Origin of the sequence: Diaphorobacter sp. LR2014-1 (assembly GCF_002916785.1) — a bacterium.
Taxonomy (GTDB): Bacteria; Pseudomonadota; Gammaproteobacteria; order Burkholderiales; family Burkholderiaceae_C; genus Diaphorobacter; species Diaphorobacter nitroreducens.
The window spans coordinates 1-16,443 of the sequence record NZ_MTBE01000032.1; the positions used below are offsets into that span (position 1 = coordinate 1).

Here is a 16,443-nt window from a genome sequence, read left to right on the forward strand (position 1 = left end):
CCATCGCGGACAGCGTTCCAGGCGATGGCGGACACGTTGCGCGGGTGTCCTGAGTGACGCTCAAATCGTAGCCGAAGTGTCCGCCATCAGCGTGGAATGGCGGTCGGCGCGGCCGGCTCAGACGGCCTTGGTGAGCTTGCGCATCGACTCGCCCTTGAGGGCTATCTTGTGCGAGCCGTGCACGATGCGGTCCAGGATGGCGTCGGCCAGCGTGGGCTCGTCCAGCCAGGCGTGCCAGGCCGTCACCGGCAACTGGCTGGTGATGAGCGTCGAGCGCGTGCCCACCCGGTCGTCCAGCAATTCCAGCAGGTCGTTTCGCTCGTGCGCGGCAATCGGCGCGATGCCGAAGTCGTCCAGGATGAGCAGGTCCAGCCGCGCCAGTTGCGCCAGCCGTTTGCCCAGGCTGCCATCGCCGTGGGCCACGTGCAGCTCCTGCAGCAGCCGTGGCGCGCGGGTGTAGAGCACCGAGAAGCCCAGGCGCGCGGCCTGCTGCCCCAGTGCGCAGGCGAGCCACGTCTTGCCGCACCCGGTGGCGCCGGTGAGCAGCACGTTGTGGCCATGGCGCAGCCAGTCCCCGCCGGCCAGGCTGGTGATGACCTCTCGGCTCAGGCCCCGGCTGGCGCGCCAGTCGATGTCCTCCAGGCAGGCACTGGAGACCTTCAGGCGGGCCGCCTTCAACAGGCGCTCCAGGCGCTTGCTGTCACGCCAGTCCACCTCGCGCTGCACCAGCAGCGCCAGGCGTTGTTCAAAGGGCAGCTCGCTGGCCGTGATGTGGGTGGCCGCGTCGCTGAGGGCGGCCACCATGCCGTCCAGGCGCAGGGCGCGCAGTTGGTTCAAGGTCTGTTCGTTGAGCATGGTTCTTCCTTGTTAGGTTTGCTTGCACGTTGGAGTTCAGTGGTAGTAGCCCGGCCCGCGCACGTTCTCGTGCAGCGGCAGGCTCGCCTGTGCGGCCATCGGCGCATCCAGCGGCCGCTGGTCCAGGCCGCAGCCCAGGATGGAGGCGATGCTCTTGTAGGACGGTGAGCGAATCGACTGCGCCCGCGCACAGGCGGCCTCCAGCCGGTCAGCCCCGTACTCACGGCCCAGGCGCATGAGGCCCAGACAGGAGCGGTAACCCTGCTCGGGATGCTGGCGGTGCTCCATCTGCCAGCGCACCACGGCGGCGGTGGCCGCGCCCACGCGCTCACCCCAGGCGATGAGCTTGGCCGGCGTCCACTGCAGGTGCGCCCGGTGCGAGGCCGGCATGTGCTCGGGCGTGGTGGTGTGTGCACCCCGTCGGGGATTGAGGGCGTGGGCGGCCACGCGTTTGCTGCCGTGCAGGACTTCGAGCGTGCCGGCCGTGATGCGCAACTCCACCGGCTCACCCACCAGGGCGTGGGGCACCGAGTAGTAGTGGCCATCGAGCTCAACGTGGTAATCGATGTTGACGCGGGCGGGTTTGAAGCGCGCGATGGGCATGCGCACCGGCGGCAGGGGGCGCAGGGCTGGCCGGTCGAGTTCGGCGAAGGCGCTAGTGCGGTTGCCCGGCAGCTTCTTGAACGCGCGCTGGTTCAAGTCCACCAGCAAGGCGGCAATCGCCCGGTTGAGCTCGGCCAGGCTGAAGAAGGTCTGGTGGCGCAGCCTGGCCAGAATCCAGCGCTCGACCACCTGCACAGCGACCTCCACCTTGGGTTTGTCGCGTGGCTTGGCCGGGCGCGCGGGCATCACGGCCAGGCTGTAGTGCGCACAGAGCTCTTCGAGCAGGCGGTGCGCGGTGGGCTCGTAACGGTCGGGTCGGGCCATGAGGGCGCGCGGCTGGTCAGGCACCAGCAGGCGGGGCACGCCGCCGATGAACTCCAGCGCGCTAATGATGCTGGCCACCCAGTCGGTGGCCTTCTGGCTGGCGGTGGCGCAGGCGTAGGTGTAGTTCGATGCGCCCAGCACGGCCACGAAGACCTGGGCCTGGCGTATCTCGCCAGTGTCAGCATCCACCACGGGAACGGTCTGGCCGGCGTAGTCCACAAAGAGCTTGTCACCGCCCGTGTGGGTCTGGCGCATGGAGCGCTGCAGGCGCCGGGCCCAGGCCTTGTACTTCTCGCAGAAGGCGCTGTACTTGTACGCCTGCCCGCTGTGCTGTTGCTGGTATTCCTCCCAAAGCAACTGCAGCGTCACGCCAGGTCGGCGCAGTTCGCGGTGGATGTGGGCGTGGTCGGGTTCAAGGTGCCGGGACTCGCGCGCCACGGGTGGCTTGTAGAGCCGGGCCTGGAGTTCGTCGTCGTTCAGGCTCTGGGCCAGTGCCCAGTCCACGCCGGCCACGCGCGCGTAGCTGGCTATCTCGCTGACAGTGGATTTGGAGATGCCGAGANGCGGCACCGATTTGACGGGTGCTCAAGGCCCCGCGGTGCAGCAGTTGCAGTGTGTGTCGTAGTTTGCTCATGGTGACCCTGGGTGTGGGCATCGCTGGTTCCGGTCAAAAAACCGGGCAGCGTATGCCGCGTTCGGGTCACTCAGAACACCCCGCAGGTGTCCGCCATCAGTTTGGAATGCTGTCCGCCTTCAGCGTGGAACACTGTCCGCCATCACGCTGGAACACTGTCCGCCATCAGCATGGAATCGTGTCCGCCATCGCGTGGAATACGCAGCCGAAGCCCTTGGAACGGCCGGTCTCACGGTCCGTCATGACCTTGGCGGAGGCGACGCTGCCGAACTCGGCAAAGTTGCTCTGCAGGCTGGAATCGGTGACGGAGTAGGGGAGGTTGCCTACATAGATCTTGCTGGACATGGAAAAGCCTTTATTCATGGGGCGCGCGCAAGGGCGCGCCGTTTGCGCTAGGGATGTGCATGTGGAGGCCACATGCGGACGGATGGAAGGGACGCGGTGGGGCGCAGTTGCTCAGCACGCCGGAGGGTGCTGCATGCACGTTTGCAGCCAGCCTTGGGTGACTGCGAAGATTCGCGCGGCTTCGCGAGAGGCAAAGGCTCTGTCAAAGCGGAACACTCGACAGTAGCTGCCGTTGCCTTGAGAGCGTTGGACCGAGACGGAGGCGCGGAAGCGGCCACAGTCGGTCTGGTGTGTCGCGGGCGAAACGACGTACTTGCCCATGGGAATGGCGGTATTTGGAATCGGGTTCAGTCGGCAACGCAGGCTGGAATGGACCTGCATGAGCATGGAGAAACGGGATAGGCTGCAGCTCTACAGACCCACCGGGCGGCAATAGCCGCAAAAGCTAGCCGCGCGGGACGATGTGGCGCCTTCGGCGGGCGTTGTCGTGGCTGCTGGGAACAGCCAGTTGAACTGGTTTGAGTATATCTCGATTCGTATGGACGAGAAGCTTGATATTCTTTTTGGTTTTATAAAAGCCCTGCCGCACCGATGCGCTCGGATTCCTTCGGCTCCGCGCGCGAGATGCCTGCCGCCGCTGTCTTTCGAGCCTGCCGCATTCTCCCCAGGCGAGGGCGAGGGAACGACTGCGCCGACACGAGACAAGGTCCGCTGCGGGAAGTCACTCCGACTTGTCTCCCGCGGCGTGGCATTCGGTGCTAGGACGTGGCGCCGCGGCCCGGCACCCTATGCCTCTTGGCGCAGGCGCGATATGGTTCCGGCAGCCCGCATGCGCCCGTGTTCTCCGCGGTGACTTCGGGCGGGGACAGCTGGATCTCCTCGACCCTCCAGCCCTGGAGCTGCTTGCGAATTCTCTTCCTCGCGCCTGCCCGCCGCCGGATGGTCTGCCGTCGCTCGCCGCGGTGACCAGAGGCGTCCGCCGAGCGCGGCCATGAACTTGTCGATCGCCACACCGTCCAGGGGACGTCCACGGTGTGCGCCAGCGTGTTGCGTCCCTAGCGTGGGTGTCATCCTGACCTAGCCCCACGTGAACGAGCGGGTCGGCCACCGACCGGCCTTGCCGGTGTAGGAGTCGAACCATGACCTACCCATCCGAACGTCCTGCCGTGCTGCCCGAGACGGGGTTTCTGCGCGAACGCCAGGTGCTGGTGTTCGTGCCCATCTCGAAGTCGACCCTGTGGCGCCGCGTCGACAGCGGCAGCTTCCCTGCGCCCGTGAAGCTGTCGCCCCGGGTCACCGCGTGGCGGGCCGAGGACGTGCGCCGCTGGATCGCGGACCAAGGAAGCCAGCATCCGCGCTCCCCGGCGTAGCGTCCCGCGAGCGCACGGCGCCGGTCGACCGCGAAGGAGCGGCCTGCGCGCGCATGCGCTCGGGTGGATCCGGAGGCACAGGTGCCCCGCCGTCCCGCACGTACGCGGCATCGCCATGGAAGCGTGGCCTGGCCCCGCTGCGCGCGCGGCCGCAAGGAAGGGACCCGCTGCACGCATTGCCGCTGCCCGTGCGGGGCCAACACTGAAACGCCGCAAGGAGGCTGGCATATGGCGTTTTCGATGGATGACCTGTTATGGATGGGCAAGGTGCTGCAGGCGGCGGGACAGGCCGAGCTGATGCCGCGCTTCAACCGCCTCGCGCCGGACCAGATAGCGCGCAAGACCTCGGCATTCGACGTGGTCACGCTGGCGGATGAACGCTCCGAGGCGGCGATCGCCAGCGACCTGGCGCGCCGGTTCCCGGGCGCGCTCATCGTGGGCGAGGAAGCGGCCGGCCGCGACCCGGAACTGCTGGAGCGCATCGGCGGCCGCGACCTGGCCTTCGTGGTCGATCCGCTCGACGGCACCCGCAATTTCGCCAGCGGTCTTCCGCTGTTCGGCGTCATGGCCGCTGCGGTGGTGCGCGGAGAGATCATGGCCGGCGCGATCCACGATCCGGTGACCGGCAGCACGGCCTACGCGTTCAGGAGCGGCGGCGCATGGCTCGAACATGAAGGCGGCGGGCGCCGCATCGATCTGCGGGTGGCTGCACCGGTGCCCCCGGACCAGATGGACGGCGTCATCGGCACCAACTTCCTGCCCGAGCCGCTGCGCACGCGCGTGAACCAGCGCCTGTCCTCGCTGTCGACCACCTGCTGGCTGCGTTGCGCGGCGCACGAGTACCGGCTTGCGGCGGCCGGGCAGGTCCACGCGCTGTTCTACAACAAGCTGATGCCCTGGGACCACGCCGCGGGCTGGCTGCTGCACCGCGAAGCCGGCGGGCACAGCGCGCATTTCGATGGCTCGCCTTTTCTCCCCGCGCACATGTCAGGCGGGCTGATCTGCGCGCCCGATGCGCGGAGCTGGCGGGACCTGAAGGCGGCGCTGCTGGATTGAGCAGGACGGGGTGGGCTGGGCCTCTCGCGGCCCGGCCGCCGCCGGGGCTGGCACGCGCCCGCCCGTCAGCGAATGGAGCGGCGCAGCGTCTGGGACGGCGCTTCGCCGAACTTGTGCTTGTAGGCGGCGGTGAAGTGGCCCAGGTGCGTGAATCCCCAGCGCATCGCCACCCCGGTGACCGTCTCGTCGCGGGAAGCCCCCTCGAGCAGTTCGGCGCGAACGCGTTGGAGGCGGATCGACTTCAGGAACGCCGCGGGGCTCGTGTCGCGGAAATTCTTGAAGCCGGAATAGAGAGCGCTGATGCTCACGCCCGCGTGTTCCGCGACGTCCGCGATGCTGACCTGCTCGCCTGCATGGGCGTGGATGTACTCCTCGGCGCGGCGCACGTAGTAGGGGGCCATCGGCGGCGTCGGGCGCCGCAGTTCGTCGCTGAGGCTGTTCGACTGTCCGAACAGCAGGGCGCTGACCAGCATCTGCTCCAGGTTGGATCGCGCCGCCGGCGACGCCAGCATGCCGCTGTCGTGGGCCGCCTCGCTCACCAGAAGCTCGATCAGGCGGCGCCAGGGCTCGATCTGGGAACCATCGAGCGCCATCCTGGGGGCGAACTTCACCGGCTTCGACAGGTCCCGTCCGAGATGCTGTCCGCAATGCCGCTCCAGCAGGGAGCGGTCGATCTGCACGATGATCTGGTCGCACCCCTTGTGCCCCAGCAGGTGCAGCGGCTCGGTGGGCGTGACCACGGTGCCCACGCCCGGGCTGGAATCGACGGTGGTGTCTCCGCAGCGCACGACGCACGAGCCCGAGATCGGCATCTGAACCAGGTAGGCGTTCTCCATGCGTCCGGGGCGGACCTCCACGGCGGCGCCGTAGCTGAGGCGGTGCAGCGAAATCGATCCCAGCGTGACGCGGTACATGCGCGTGTCCACGGCGTCCCCGGTGTCCAGGACCCGGAGCTCGTGCGGCGAAAGCACCTCGCCGACGCGGCTGCGGGCCTCGTCGGGGTCGTGCGTTTGAAACAGCTGGCGCGACAGCAGTGCCTGGGACCGGAAGGTCTCCGCAAACCCGGAACTTGGCATCCCTTGTCTCCTTGTCGGTCGACCCGTGCGGCGCATCGACGCGCGTCCGGGCATCTTCTCGTCAGCACCTTCCGCCCGCCGGCTGCCTTGCGTGGCTCGCCCAAGGCACCGGCTTCAATGCAGGCGAACCCAAAAAAATGATCATGATTGAAAATGATCTAGCTCATATCAATCCAAAATACCATGAAGCGCGGGGAAGTGGCATCGGGACATCCCGCAGCCCCCGAGGGGGCGGTTGCCGCAGCCCTGCCGGTAGTGAAGCCGGACTCCGCCCGCTTGTGGCGGCAGCGTGCCGGGCAAGGCACTCTCCGGCCGAGCGGGCGCCCGGGAAGGAGGAGGAGCCGCTGCGCGGCGGGTGCCCTGGCTTCCTGCCCGGATCGAGGCCCGACGCGCTCCGCGGCCGGCGCGCCTCGCGCGCTGGCACACGGCACATGCGATGTGCCATGGACGGGGCCGAGGAACCCGACACACATCAAGAAGATGTAGACCCGGGATAGCCGCTGCAAAAAGCGGATGGCGTGCTGGAGGGGGTGCTGAGATGCTATGCACCAAGAGACAACTCCGCTTGCGAAGGACCGGGCCGCGAAAGCAAAAGAGCCCGGCCGCGCATGACCTCACTCGGTCCTGAGTCCCGCCCGGCCCCGCCGCAGGCGGAGGAGTCTCCCGTACTCCACGTCCTTAGAAGGTGCCGAGAATGCCAAATACTGATTCCGAATTGATCCAGCGCGCGAGAGAGATCGCTCCGCGCATCCGAGCCCGTGCTGCCGAGGCGGCGGTCCGGCGCAAGCCGCACGACGATTCCATCCAGGAACTGATCGAGACGGGTATCGTGCAGATGTTCGTGCCCAAGCGCTGGGGCGGCGCCGAAGCGAGCCTGTCCACCGCGCTGGAGGTGATCGAGATCATCAGCGAGGCCTGCCCTTCGACGGGCTGGATCGCCGCCTTCTACATCATGCACAACATCTATGTGCCGAAGTTCCCGGAGCGGGCGCACGAGGAGCTGTTCGGGAAGAAGGGCTATGTGCTGCTGCCGGCGGCCTCGGCCCCCAACATGAAGGCGCGCAAGGTGGACGGCGGCTGGGAGTTGAGCGGGCGGGCGCTGTGGGGGTCGGGTGTGATGCATGCCGACTGGGTCATGATCGGCGGCATGGCCGAGGATGGCCAGCAGCGCGGCTTTCTGCTGCCCGTGGCGCAGGTCCAGGTCGAGGACAACTGGCACTTCGCCGGCATGTCGGGAACCGGCAGCAACGACTACGTCGCCACCAATGTGTTCGTGCCGGACCACCGTTCGGCCGCCATGGGCGAGTTCTACGAAGGTCCGACGGCGGGGTCCCGCCTTTACGACAACCCGCTGTACTCGATTCCCTTCTTCGTGCTGGTGTACTGCACCTTCGCTCCGGTGATCGTCGGGTGCCTGAAGGGGGCCTTGCGGGCCTACGAGGAAACCGTCGAGCGCCGGGTCCGCAACTTCACCGGGGCGGTGGTTAAGGAGCAGCAGCATGCCCAGATCATGCTGGGCGAGTTCCAGATCGCCACCCGTGCCGCCGACGAGCTGGCGCGTGCCGTCTACGGCCACGCCGCCGAGATCCTGGCCGGCCGTCCATTCACCGTGGACGAGCGTTTGAAGCTGAAGGGGCTGACGGCCTTCATCTCGAAGCACAGCCGGGAAACCGTGAACGCCATGATGGGCGCCTCGGGGGCGTCCAGCTTCCACAACGACCAGGCGCTGCAGCGCATCTGGCGTGATCTCAACACCGTGTCGGTCCATGCATTCGTCGACTGGGACGCGACCCGCGAACTGCACGGCAAACACCACCTCGGCCTGCCGCTGACCTACCCGCTCTTCTGAGCCCCGGGCGAGGGCGGGCGACCTTGCGGCGGGATGGCTCCGCCCTCCCGTCGCCGCGTCCCGCCGCGCGCTCGGCAGTGCCAGGCGCGAGTCGTTGAACCAGATTGAAAAAGGAATCCGAGATGTCAAACAACGCTGTACTGAATCCCTCGCCGAAGGCGAGCGCCACCGCCGCCGCGGCGCCATCGCACGCCGAGCTCCTGGAGCGCGCCCGCCGGATCAGCCGCAAGGCGGAGGCGCGCGCCGAGCAGACGGACCGCGAGCGCTGCATTCCGCGCGAGACCATCGCCGAGCTCTACGATGCGGACCTGATGCGGCTCGTGCAGCCGCCGCAGTGGGGCGGACTGGGCCGCAGCTTCCACGAACTGTACGAACTGGTTTACGAGCTCGCGCGCGGCTGCGGCTCGACCGGCTGGATCTACTGCGTGCTGGCGGGCCACTCCGTCGTGGTGGGCACCTTCCCCGCCGAAGCGCAGGCCGCGGTCTGGGGCGATGACAGGAAGGCCCTGGTTTCCTCCGCATTCGCTCCCACGCTGCAGGCGAGGAAGGTCGATGGGGGCTACGAGATCAGCGGCAAGTCGCCCTTCTCGAGCGGCACCGACCATGCGAGCTGGGCCTTGCTCGGCGGCGTGGTCCTCGACGAGAAGGGGGCACCGGCGCGCAAGCTGTTCCTGGTCCCCCGCAGCGACTATGCGATCCACGACGACTGGTTCGTGATGGGCCTCGCGGGCACCGGCAGCAAGACACTGGAGGTCGCCGGGGCCTTCGTGCCCGAGGTGCGCGTGGTCGACCTGCAAGACTTCTTCAGCGGCCTGGCGCCGCACAGCCTCCAGAGCGCGATGGTTGGCGCGGCGCGCGGCGGCATCGACAGTTTCGTGGAGAGCATCCGCAACAGCCCCGGCAAGTTCGGCGGGCGGCCGCCGGCGGAGCTGGAGCTGTTCCAGACGGTGGTCGGCAGCGCGGTCGGGGACGTGACCTATGCCTGGGAACTGCTCCAGAAGATCACGTGCGAGTGCGAGCCCATCGTGCTGAGCGGGCAGGCGATGCCGCCCGAGCAGATCCTGCGCAACCGCTCGGCAACCTCCACGATTTCCAGGCTGTGCCTCGGCGCGCTCGAGCGGGTATTCGAGCTCAGCGGGGGCCAGGGGATCTACAACAACCGCCTGTCACGCGCGCTGCGCGACGTCCGGGCGGCGGCCAACCACGCTGCGCTCAATGCGACGCTGGCGGGCAAGGATGCCGGCCTGCTGGCCCTCAAGCGCGGTTAGCCCCTGAAGACAACCCGGCCGCGCGGCCGGCCCTGCCGTCGCACATGGCGTCGGCCCGTGCCGCTGGCGCCCCCACCCACAAGAGCTCCCAAGATGACCCAATTGATTGAAATCGCCAAGCCCCCGGAAATCCCGGACCGGCTCAAGCGCGTGCTGCGCTTCACCCCCGCGCCCGTGAGCATCGTCACCAGCTTCGACGAGTTCGGAGAGCCGGTCGGGCTGGCCATGTCGGCCATCATGCCCGTGGCCCTCGAACCCTGCTCGATGGCCATCTCGATCAACCGCGACGGATCGGCGTACCGGCATGTCCGCGCGGCCGGCCTGTTCTGCGTGAACCTGCTCAACAGCGCCACGGAGCCGCACTTCCGGCCCTTCTGCGACCCCAGGCTGCGGGAGCAGCGCTTCAAGGACCCGGCATGGAAGGTCCACGAGGGGCTCTGGTATCTCGACGACGCGCCGGCGAGCATCTTCTGCAGGATCGAGCAGGTCGCGCAGTACGGAACGCACGACGTGGTCATCGGCAAGGTGTTCGACATGTTCTCGTCCGGCGACCAGGACATCCTCGGCTGGGGCGACGGCTCGCTGGGACGCCTCCTGCCAGTCACGCCCCATTGAGCCTCGCCGGAGACAAGCCATCATGAAGCTGTACGAAGTACCCTGGTCCATCCATCCCCGCCGCGTCGGCGTCTACCTTGCCGAGAAGGGCATCGAGGGCATCGAACGCGTGCAGGTCGCCCCGCCGCCGGACAGGACGCGGCGCATCATCGAAGGCGTGACGATCGCCGGCACCGTCCCGGCGCTCGACATCGGCGACGGGCAGGTCATCGGCTCCTCGCTCGCCATCCTGGAGTACCTGGAGGAACGCTTCCCTTCGCCCGACCTGATCGGCGCGACCCCGGTGGAGCGCGCGCGCACGCGGGAGTTCATCACCGTCATCGAGGAGGCCACCGTCTATCTGCGGATCTGGGCCTTCAACGGCAGCCGGCTGTTCGCGGCCGAGGTGGCGCAGGACAAGGCGGTCGCGCGGGCCGGGATGGCGGCATGGCTCGGCAAGCTGCAGCTGCTCGAGCGCATGGTGGCGGACCGGGGCGGGGCGTTCCTGACCGGCGATCGTCTGACCACCGCCGATTGCGTCGGCTTTGCCTTGCTGCAGACCACGACCGAGCTGTTCGGCGTCCCGATCCCGGAGGACTGCCCCAGCCTCCAGGGCTGGTATCGGCGCTTCTCCGCACGCCCGAGCGCAGCGGTGCCCGACTTCCCGCCGGTGCTCGGGCTGAGCCGGGGGCTGGTCCAGCAGACGCAGGAAGGCTGACCGGTGTCCGCACGGTCCGCCCGGATCCATCGCAAGAACATGAACGGAGTATCCATGGAGACATTCAGCGTCTGGGGAGCAGCGACTGCGAGGGTCGTCGTCGCCCTGTTCTACCTGGTCACGGCCCTCGGCCTGGCGAAGGACTTCAAGATGGTCACGGGACTCATGGCGGCCAAGGGCGTGCCGGTGCCGGGACCGCTGCTCATCGTCACGATCCTGGTCTGGGTCGCCGGCGGCGGCGCGCTGATCCTGGGCCGGGGCATCGTGCCTGCGGCGCTGGTCCTGCTCGTCCTGACCGCCATCATCACCCCGCTGATCCATAACTTCTGGGCCGCGCCGGCCCAAGAGCGCGCGAACGAGGTCCAGCATTTCGCGAACAACATCGCGATCATGGCCGGGCTGCTCGCGATTGCCGCGGCGGCGTCCGCACGGCCGCTGTAGGTGCGCGTGCGGCACGCAGAACCATGAGGCAGCCACCATGAGCACTCACCACATTGCCAGCGCCCAGCTGGGTCGCGGCGCACCGGCCCGGAGCGCAGGTGCCGCGTTCGCGGACCGCTGGATCTTCGTCTTCATGGCCGCGCTGTTCGTGGCCACGGCCCTGGCGGGCTTCGTCCCCAGCTCGATCGCCAAGCTCGCTTCCGTGCGCGCGGGCGAGCAGGGGCCGATGCCGCCCGTGCTGCACGTCCATGCCGTGTTGATGGGCGGCTGGCTGGCCCTTCTGCTCGTGCAGTCCGTCCTCGTGGCCACGGGCGCGCCCTGGCTGCACCGGCGGCTCGGCATGCTGGCCTTGCTGGTGGCTCCCGCCATGGTCCTCAGCGGCGTCCTGCTCGTGCCCGTCGTCGACCGGCCGATCCACCAGATGCTGGCGGCGCCCCCGGCCGGCACCGAACCCGCCCTTCTGCAACTGCTGCAGGCGTGGATCCCGAACCGGCCCCTGTCGCAGATCCGCGCCGGCGTCGTGTTTGCCGTGCTGATCGCCTGGGCCCTGTGGGTGCGAACCGGTGATCCGCAGACACACAAGCGCCTCCTGGTCCTGGCCACGGTCTGGCCCTTGGGCGCGGGCATCGACCGCATCCCGCTGCCTGGCACCTACCCGGAAAGCCCGGCCGCGTCCGACCTGTACACGCTGCTGTGGGTGGCGCCGCTGTTCGTCTACGACCTGGTCCGGCACCGCAGGGTCCCGCGCGCCTGGTGGATCTGGCTCGCGGTGTGTCTTCCGCTGTCGGCGGCCGTGCACCTGCTATGGGGCTCGGCCTGGTGGATGGCCCACGGGCCGGAGATCCTGGGCCTGCGCTGACCGGGCCCCAAGACCGCCGCCAGCACCCGGGGGCGCGGTGGCCACGTTCATCGCCGCGGCCGGGCCGGCCTGACGGCACCATTCTTCCGAGGAGCATCATTCCCATGAACATCACGACCGAGCAGATCTTCACCGAGGCGCGAAGCCAGAACGGCTTCCTCGACGCGCCGGTGCCCGACGCGATGCTGCGTTCCCTCTACGACCTCATGAAATGGGGGCCGACGTCCGTCAACTGCCAGCCGGCGCGCGTCGTCTTCGTGCGTTCGGAAGCGGAGAAGGCCAGGCTCGTGGAATGCGTGAGCCCGGCCAACCAGCCCAAGGTGCGTTCCGCGCCCGTGACGGCGATCATCGGCATGGACATGGCGTTCCACGAGCAGTTGCCCAGGCTGGTGCCGCACGTCGACGCGCGCAGCTGGTTCGCGGGCAACGCGCCCATGATCGAAGCCACGGCGTTTCGCAATTCGTCGATGCAGGCCGCCTACCTGATCATCGCGGCCCGGGCGCTCGGACTGGACTGTGGCCCGATGAGCGGCTTCGATGCCGACCAGGTCGACGCGCAGTTCTGGCCCGGCACGCAGGTCAGGACGAACGTGCTCTGCACGTTGGGCAAGGGCGACCCGTCCAAGGTCCATCCGCGGCTGCCGCGCCTCGCCTTCGACGAGGTCTGCCGGCTCGCCTGAAGGGCAGGCTTCGCCCGGCGCGGGTCTGCTGTCCCGGACCCGCGCGGGCCTCGCGCGGGCCTTGACCTGGGTCAATGGGACGGCCACGGGCTGTCCTCGGCGACGCGGTGTCCGCCGGCCGGCTTGGCGGGTTTCCGCTTCGGGCGCAAGGCGCTGCGATGGACAGCGCGGGCCTGCTCCCGAAATCGCCCCCAATTGGGAGCAATTTCGGGCTGGCGCCAGCGGGCGCGAATCCGGAGCATCGGGCTCAGATGGAAGCTGGGCGGATGGCTCGATATGGATTCGGAACGGTTGGAACTCTCCACCATGCTGCTGCTTGCCGTGCTCGGGGGCATGACCTACGAGGCGGTGGCCCGCGAGCATGGCATGACGCGCACCGGGGTCGAGCGGCGCGTCAAGGCGCTCGTGCTCCGGCTGGTCCGCGAGATCGGCGTCGAGGGCCTCAACGAGAGCCGCGCGGTGTTCGTGCGCACGCTGCGCGCGCACCGGCTGGCCATCGAGTCGGCCCTGCAGCGGTATGGGCCCATGGCGCCGGCCGGGAAGACGGATGCGCCCGTGATCCTCTCGGACGAGGACATCCAGGCCGCCATGCGGCGCGCGCGGCTGCACACGGCGACACCCGAGCGGGACGTGGCCATGGTGTGGATCCTGCTCGCGACCGGAGCGCGGCCCCTCGAGGTCGCGCGCATGCAGGTGCGGGACTACCTGAACGACGATGGCACCGTCAGGCTGCATTCCGAGGTCCGCGCCGAGGTGGCGGTGAACCGCCGCAGCCGCCCCCTGTACTTCACCAGCGTGCCGGCGCGCGAGGCCATCGACGCCTATCTCGCGGTGCGGGCCCCGGGATCCGCCGGGGCCCAGCCGCTGGCTTACCGGGGGCTGGACCCGGTGCAGGCACTCTTCCTGACGCAGGAAGGCGCTGCCTTTCCGATAGAGCGCATTCCGACCGCATCGGGCATGCGCTACCTCTGCGAGGAGATCCACTATGCCTATCGCAAGATCTTCCGGCGGATCGGCATCCCCGGCCTGTCGGCGCAGAACGTGCGCCACACGGTGATGCACCGCCTGGTGCGCCGGGGCGCGGACGAGGAGCAGATCGGCGAGCTGCTGGGGATCCGCGACGTGCGGCCGCCCCGGTGCCCGCGGCCGAGCCTGGAGCAGCTCATGGAGGGGCTGGTCTAGGGGGCGTGCTCGCTGCCCGGCAAGTCCCGGTTGCTCGCGGAGCGTTCACCTACGCCGCGGGGCCCGGCGCCCTGCGGCATGGCAGGAGGGTGGGGTCCGGCCTGCAGGAGTGCCGACGGCGCATGCGGGCAGCGTGACGACTGAGACCAGGATCGGACCGGGGACCGATGGCGGTCGCACCGGGGTGCGATTTGCCATGGCGAGGCGCGGCCGTTCGCACAACGGTCGAACTTTGCGTGAACATGGCAGTCCCACCGTCCCGGGAGTGCATGACGATGCTTCGTTGCGGCAACCAGATACGCCTGACCCGGCGCGAGGCCGAGGTCTTCAAAGAGATCACCGACTTCGAGCCGGCGGACATCCGCACGCTCGCCGATCTCGAGCGCTATGTCGCGCAATGCAAGGGCTACTACCATGGAACGTCGTATGCCACTGCCTTTCTGCACTGGCTCATCGACGGACAGCTCGACGCATGCGTCGGGCGTCCGGATGCGCGCCAGGGCGGCCGCTGAGGCGGTAGCGGCGTCGGCGGCGTCCGGCTGAAGGACGGGGCCTCACATTCCGGCCCGCGGCCATGGCGAACCGGGGGTATCCGGGAGGCGGTCAGCGCGCGCGAATGTCACTTATAGAGGGTGCACTCATAGCGAGTGCGCTTATAGCGAGTGCTCTCATATCGAGTAGCTCCATAGCAAGTGATCCGATAGCGTACGGATCAAAGGAGTGCTATGGAACTGGAATACGACCCCCTCGTGTGCTTTGGGCGCCACCTGGCAGCGACGCGCCGCAACGCCGGGGTGTCGCAGGAGGCGCTGGCCTACGACAGCGGCATGTCGAGGAGCTACCTCAGCGAGATCGAACGAGGCTTGCGCAACGTGGCGCTGCGCAACATCTGCGTGCTTGCAGAGACCTTGAGGGTTCCCCCGTCGGCGCTGCTGGAGTTTGACCGCACACCCTCCGCCGACAAGGCGCGGCGCAGTCCCAAGCAGCGCAGTGGCGCGCGGCTGGGCGACGAGGTGGCCACGAAAGGCGGGAGAACGGGGTTGGAGCGCGGAAAGAAGGGCAGGGCGGGGTGAGTGCGGCGTTTGTTGGCGCGCCAGCCCGCTGTCCAGTCGGGGCCGGGCGAGCGCCGATGCGCCCGTGCGCGCCGCATGGGCGGCGCGCAGGGCGTTCGGTCTCTGGCGGGCGGCGGGCTCAGCCTGCCGCCGATGGCCGCACCGCCGGGGCGGTGTCCTCTGCGGCGAGCGCGTGCGTGCCCGTGTCGGTCTTGTCCGCGGCCTTGCGGGCGCGTTCCCTGAAGGACTTCTCTGCCTGGGCGTAGGCGTCACTCTCCATCAGGCGCCTGACCTGGGGCGCTGCGGGCTCTTCTTCCATTTCCGGCAGGCAGGCCACGGCGACGTTGCGGCCTTGGCCCAGCGTCTCGGCGACCGCCCTCGGGAACGAAATGAACACGGCCCGCAGCAGGCTGCGCACGGCCCTGCCGATGCGGCGGTTGCGTGTCTCGCGGCTTTCATGGAGCCGGATGCAGCGCTGGCAGCACAGGTACAGGCCGCGATGGCGGCGCCGGAGCGTCTCGTCGCGTTCGAGTTCCGTCAGGATCTCCGCGGCGAGGGTCTCATCGCGGCGCACTTCGGGGTAGAACTCCACCCAGATCTTCTCTTCCTGCCGCTCGATGGTTTCGAGCCGGTGACGGGCAGGGGACTTCTCTTGGGGCATGGCTAAGCCTCCCGTGGTTGGTGTTGAACATCGGAGGACGCAGGGCCGCCCGGCGTGGCCGCGGAGGATCGCGAACGGCGCGGCGGCGGCGCCGTGCGTGCAGCGGGCTGCAGGCTTCAGCGCCGGAAACCCGAACGCGCCTGTTCGGCGATCCTCATCCATCGGCTGGCGATCCGTTCAAGGTACGCCAGGTCATCTGGTTCGATGTCGCCCAGCCTGCGCCGCTGGACGATCACGGCCCTCACGAGCCCCGGGTCGTCCTTCGCGAGCTGGACGACCGTGGCTGCGATCTGCCTGCGGTAGCGGTCGATCATGCGATCAGGCCTGGGCCGTGGCAGACTCGGCCTGGTCTTGCCGGGGAGCTTGCGCCGCCGTGCCGGACCAGGGCTTGAACAACATCGGAATCCGGCGGGGGGCCGGGAGCTGCGCGGCGCGCGACCCGGATCCGCCCAACAGCACGCACACGGCGCGCTGGGCTCTCATCACATTCGTGATCATGGTGTCCTCCTTCCATGAAAAAAGGGGGACACCGCTCCCCATGCCGGGGAAACATGTTCCCCGTCTGGGATGCCTCAGCGGGGCCGAGGCGCTTTGCGGCGATACCTGGCGGCACGCCATGAACGCCTGCGCCCTGGCGGGTGCGGCACTCGCTCTGGGCCGCATGGCGCAGCGACCGAAGCCGCTGCCCCATCCGGCACGCAGTGGCGCGCCTCAAGGAGAGGACGCGCCACGGTTCGCGGTCCGGCGCAAGGCCGGACCGGGTCTCTGGTCATTCGCATGACCGGGCCGGACGGATCCGGCGCACTGCAAGGCGAGTAACGATCGCGACGCCAGCGAGGCTGGACTTCATTGGGCCTGCGTGCAGGCCCCGATGAA

Annotated in this window: 18 protein-coding genes and 2 pseudogenes; 12 read left to right on the forward strand and 8 right to left on the reverse strand. The window is 68.7% G+C overall.

The annotated features are described in order from the left end of the window. Positions 1-117: 117 nt before the first annotated feature. The 4 genes and pseudogenes from istB to BV908_RS22840 all read right to left on the reverse strand — a co-directional run bounded on the left by istB (position 118) and on the right by BV908_RS22840 (position 3,082). Entirely contained in the window at positions 118-855 is a 738-nt protein-coding gene (gene istB, locus BV908_RS17530; protein WP_011805003.1) for an IS21-like element helper ATPase IstB, read from the reverse strand. A 36-nt stretch (positions 856-891) separates the two neighbouring features. Further along, positions 892-2,437, reverse strand: a pseudogene (istA, locus tag BV908_RS17535) (IS21 family transposase). Between the two features lie 159 nt (positions 2,438-2,596). Then, positions 2,597-2,761 (reverse strand): annotated as a pseudogene (locus tag BV908_RS17540) (RNA-binding protein); the annotation flags it as partial. A gap of 111 nt (positions 2,762-2,872) precedes the next feature. Further along, positions 2,873-3,082: a hypothetical protein gene (locus BV908_RS22840; protein ID WP_082136757.1), complete on the reverse strand. Its 210-nt coding sequence runs from the start codon at positions 3,080-3,082 to the stop codon at positions 2,873-2,875. A gap of 818 nt (positions 3,083-3,900) precedes the next feature. Here BV908_RS22840 and BV908_RS17550 point away from each other — a divergent pair. Beyond that, on the forward strand, positions 3,901-4,131 hold the full coding sequence (locus BV908_RS17550) for an AlpA family phage regulatory protein (RefSeq protein WP_059400289.1): 231 nt from the start codon (positions 3,901-3,903) through the stop codon (positions 4,129-4,131). A 228-nt stretch (positions 4,132-4,359) separates the two neighbouring features. Further along, positions 4,360-5,187 (forward strand): inositol monophosphatase, encoded by an 828-nt coding sequence (locus tag BV908_RS17555; protein ID WP_059400290.1) that lies wholly within the window; start codon positions 4,360-4,362, stop codon positions 5,185-5,187. A gap of 65 nt (positions 5,188-5,252) precedes the next feature. Here the strand turns inward: BV908_RS17555 and BV908_RS17560 are convergent, their stop codons facing one another. Beyond that, positions 5,253-6,263: an AraC family transcriptional regulator gene (locus BV908_RS17560; RefSeq protein ID WP_059400291.1), complete on the reverse strand. Its 1,011-nt coding sequence runs from the start codon at positions 6,261-6,263 to the stop codon at positions 5,253-5,255. 694 nt (positions 6,264-6,957) lie between these two features. Here BV908_RS17560 and BV908_RS17565 point away from each other — a divergent pair. The 10 genes from BV908_RS17565 (at position 6,958) to BV908_RS22975 (ending at position 14,927) form a co-directional block, all read left to right on the forward strand. Next, complete coding sequence (locus tag BV908_RS17565; protein ID WP_082136759.1) at positions 6,958-8,112, forward strand: acyl-CoA dehydrogenase family protein; 1,155 nt, start codon at positions 6,958-6,960, stop codon at positions 8,110-8,112. Positions 8,113-8,234: 122 nt separating this feature from the next. After that, entirely contained in the window at positions 8,235-9,380 is a 1,146-nt protein-coding gene (locus BV908_RS17570) for an acyl-CoA dehydrogenase family protein (RefSeq protein WP_059400293.1), read from the forward strand. A 93-nt stretch (positions 9,381-9,473) separates the two neighbouring features. Next, the gene (locus BV908_RS17575) at positions 9,474-9,995 is read left to right on the forward strand and encodes a flavin reductase family protein (RefSeq protein ID WP_059400294.1); all 522 of its coding nucleotides are present in this window, start codon (positions 9,474-9,476) and stop codon (positions 9,993-9,995) included. A gap of 22 nt (positions 9,996-10,017) precedes the next feature. After that, complete coding sequence (locus BV908_RS17580; RefSeq protein ID WP_059400295.1) at positions 10,018-10,692, forward strand: glutathione S-transferase family protein; 675 nt, start codon at positions 10,018-10,020, stop codon at positions 10,690-10,692. A 54-nt stretch (positions 10,693-10,746) separates the two neighbouring features. Then, positions 10,747-11,133, forward strand: a complete 387-nt coding sequence (locus BV908_RS17585) for a DoxX family protein (RefSeq protein WP_172751399.1) — start codon at positions 10,747-10,749, stop codon at positions 11,131-11,133. A 37-nt stretch (positions 11,134-11,170) separates the two neighbouring features. After that, entirely contained in the window at positions 11,171-11,992 is an 822-nt protein-coding gene (locus BV908_RS17590) for a hypothetical protein (protein ID WP_059400297.1), read from the forward strand. A gap of 104 nt (positions 11,993-12,096) precedes the next feature. Beyond that, positions 12,097-12,672 (forward strand): malonic semialdehyde reductase, encoded by a 576-nt coding sequence (locus BV908_RS17595; protein ID WP_059400298.1) that lies wholly within the window; start codon positions 12,097-12,099, stop codon positions 12,670-12,672. Positions 12,673-12,963: 291 nt separating this feature from the next. Next, on the forward strand, positions 12,964-13,854 hold the full coding sequence (locus BV908_RS17600) for a site-specific integrase (RefSeq protein WP_139222802.1): 891 nt from the start codon (positions 12,964-12,966) through the stop codon (positions 13,852-13,854). A gap of 269 nt (positions 13,855-14,123) precedes the next feature. Further along, positions 14,124-14,366, forward strand: coding sequence for a hypothetical protein (locus BV908_RS17605; protein ID WP_242455311.1), 243 nt, complete (start codon positions 14,124-14,126; stop codon positions 14,364-14,366). Positions 14,367-14,579: 213 nt separating this feature from the next. Then, a complete protein-coding gene (locus tag BV908_RS22975) occupies positions 14,580-14,927 on the forward strand; it encodes a helix-turn-helix transcriptional regulator (protein WP_082136761.1) in 348 nt (115 codons plus the stop codon). A gap of 118 nt (positions 14,928-15,045) precedes the next feature. Here the strand turns inward: BV908_RS22975 and BV908_RS17615 are convergent, their stop codons facing one another. The 3 genes from BV908_RS17615 to BV908_RS17625 all read right to left on the reverse strand — a co-directional run bounded on the left by BV908_RS17615 (position 15,046) and on the right by BV908_RS17625 (position 16,065). Further along, positions 15,046-15,567 (reverse strand): hypothetical protein, encoded by a 522-nt coding sequence (locus tag BV908_RS17615; RefSeq protein WP_059400300.1) that lies wholly within the window; start codon positions 15,565-15,567, stop codon positions 15,046-15,048. Between the two features lie 116 nt (positions 15,568-15,683). Next, positions 15,684-15,881 (reverse strand): hypothetical protein, encoded by a 198-nt coding sequence (locus BV908_RS17620; protein WP_059400301.1) that lies wholly within the window; start codon positions 15,879-15,881, stop codon positions 15,684-15,686. A gap of 4 nt (positions 15,882-15,885) precedes the next feature. Further along, positions 15,886-16,065 carry a hypothetical protein gene (locus tag BV908_RS17625; RefSeq protein WP_139222803.1) on the reverse strand — a complete coding sequence of 60 codons (180 nt, stop codon included), beginning with the start codon at positions 16,063-16,065 and terminating at the stop codon, positions 15,886-15,888. Positions 16,066-16,443: the final 378 nt, after the last annotated feature.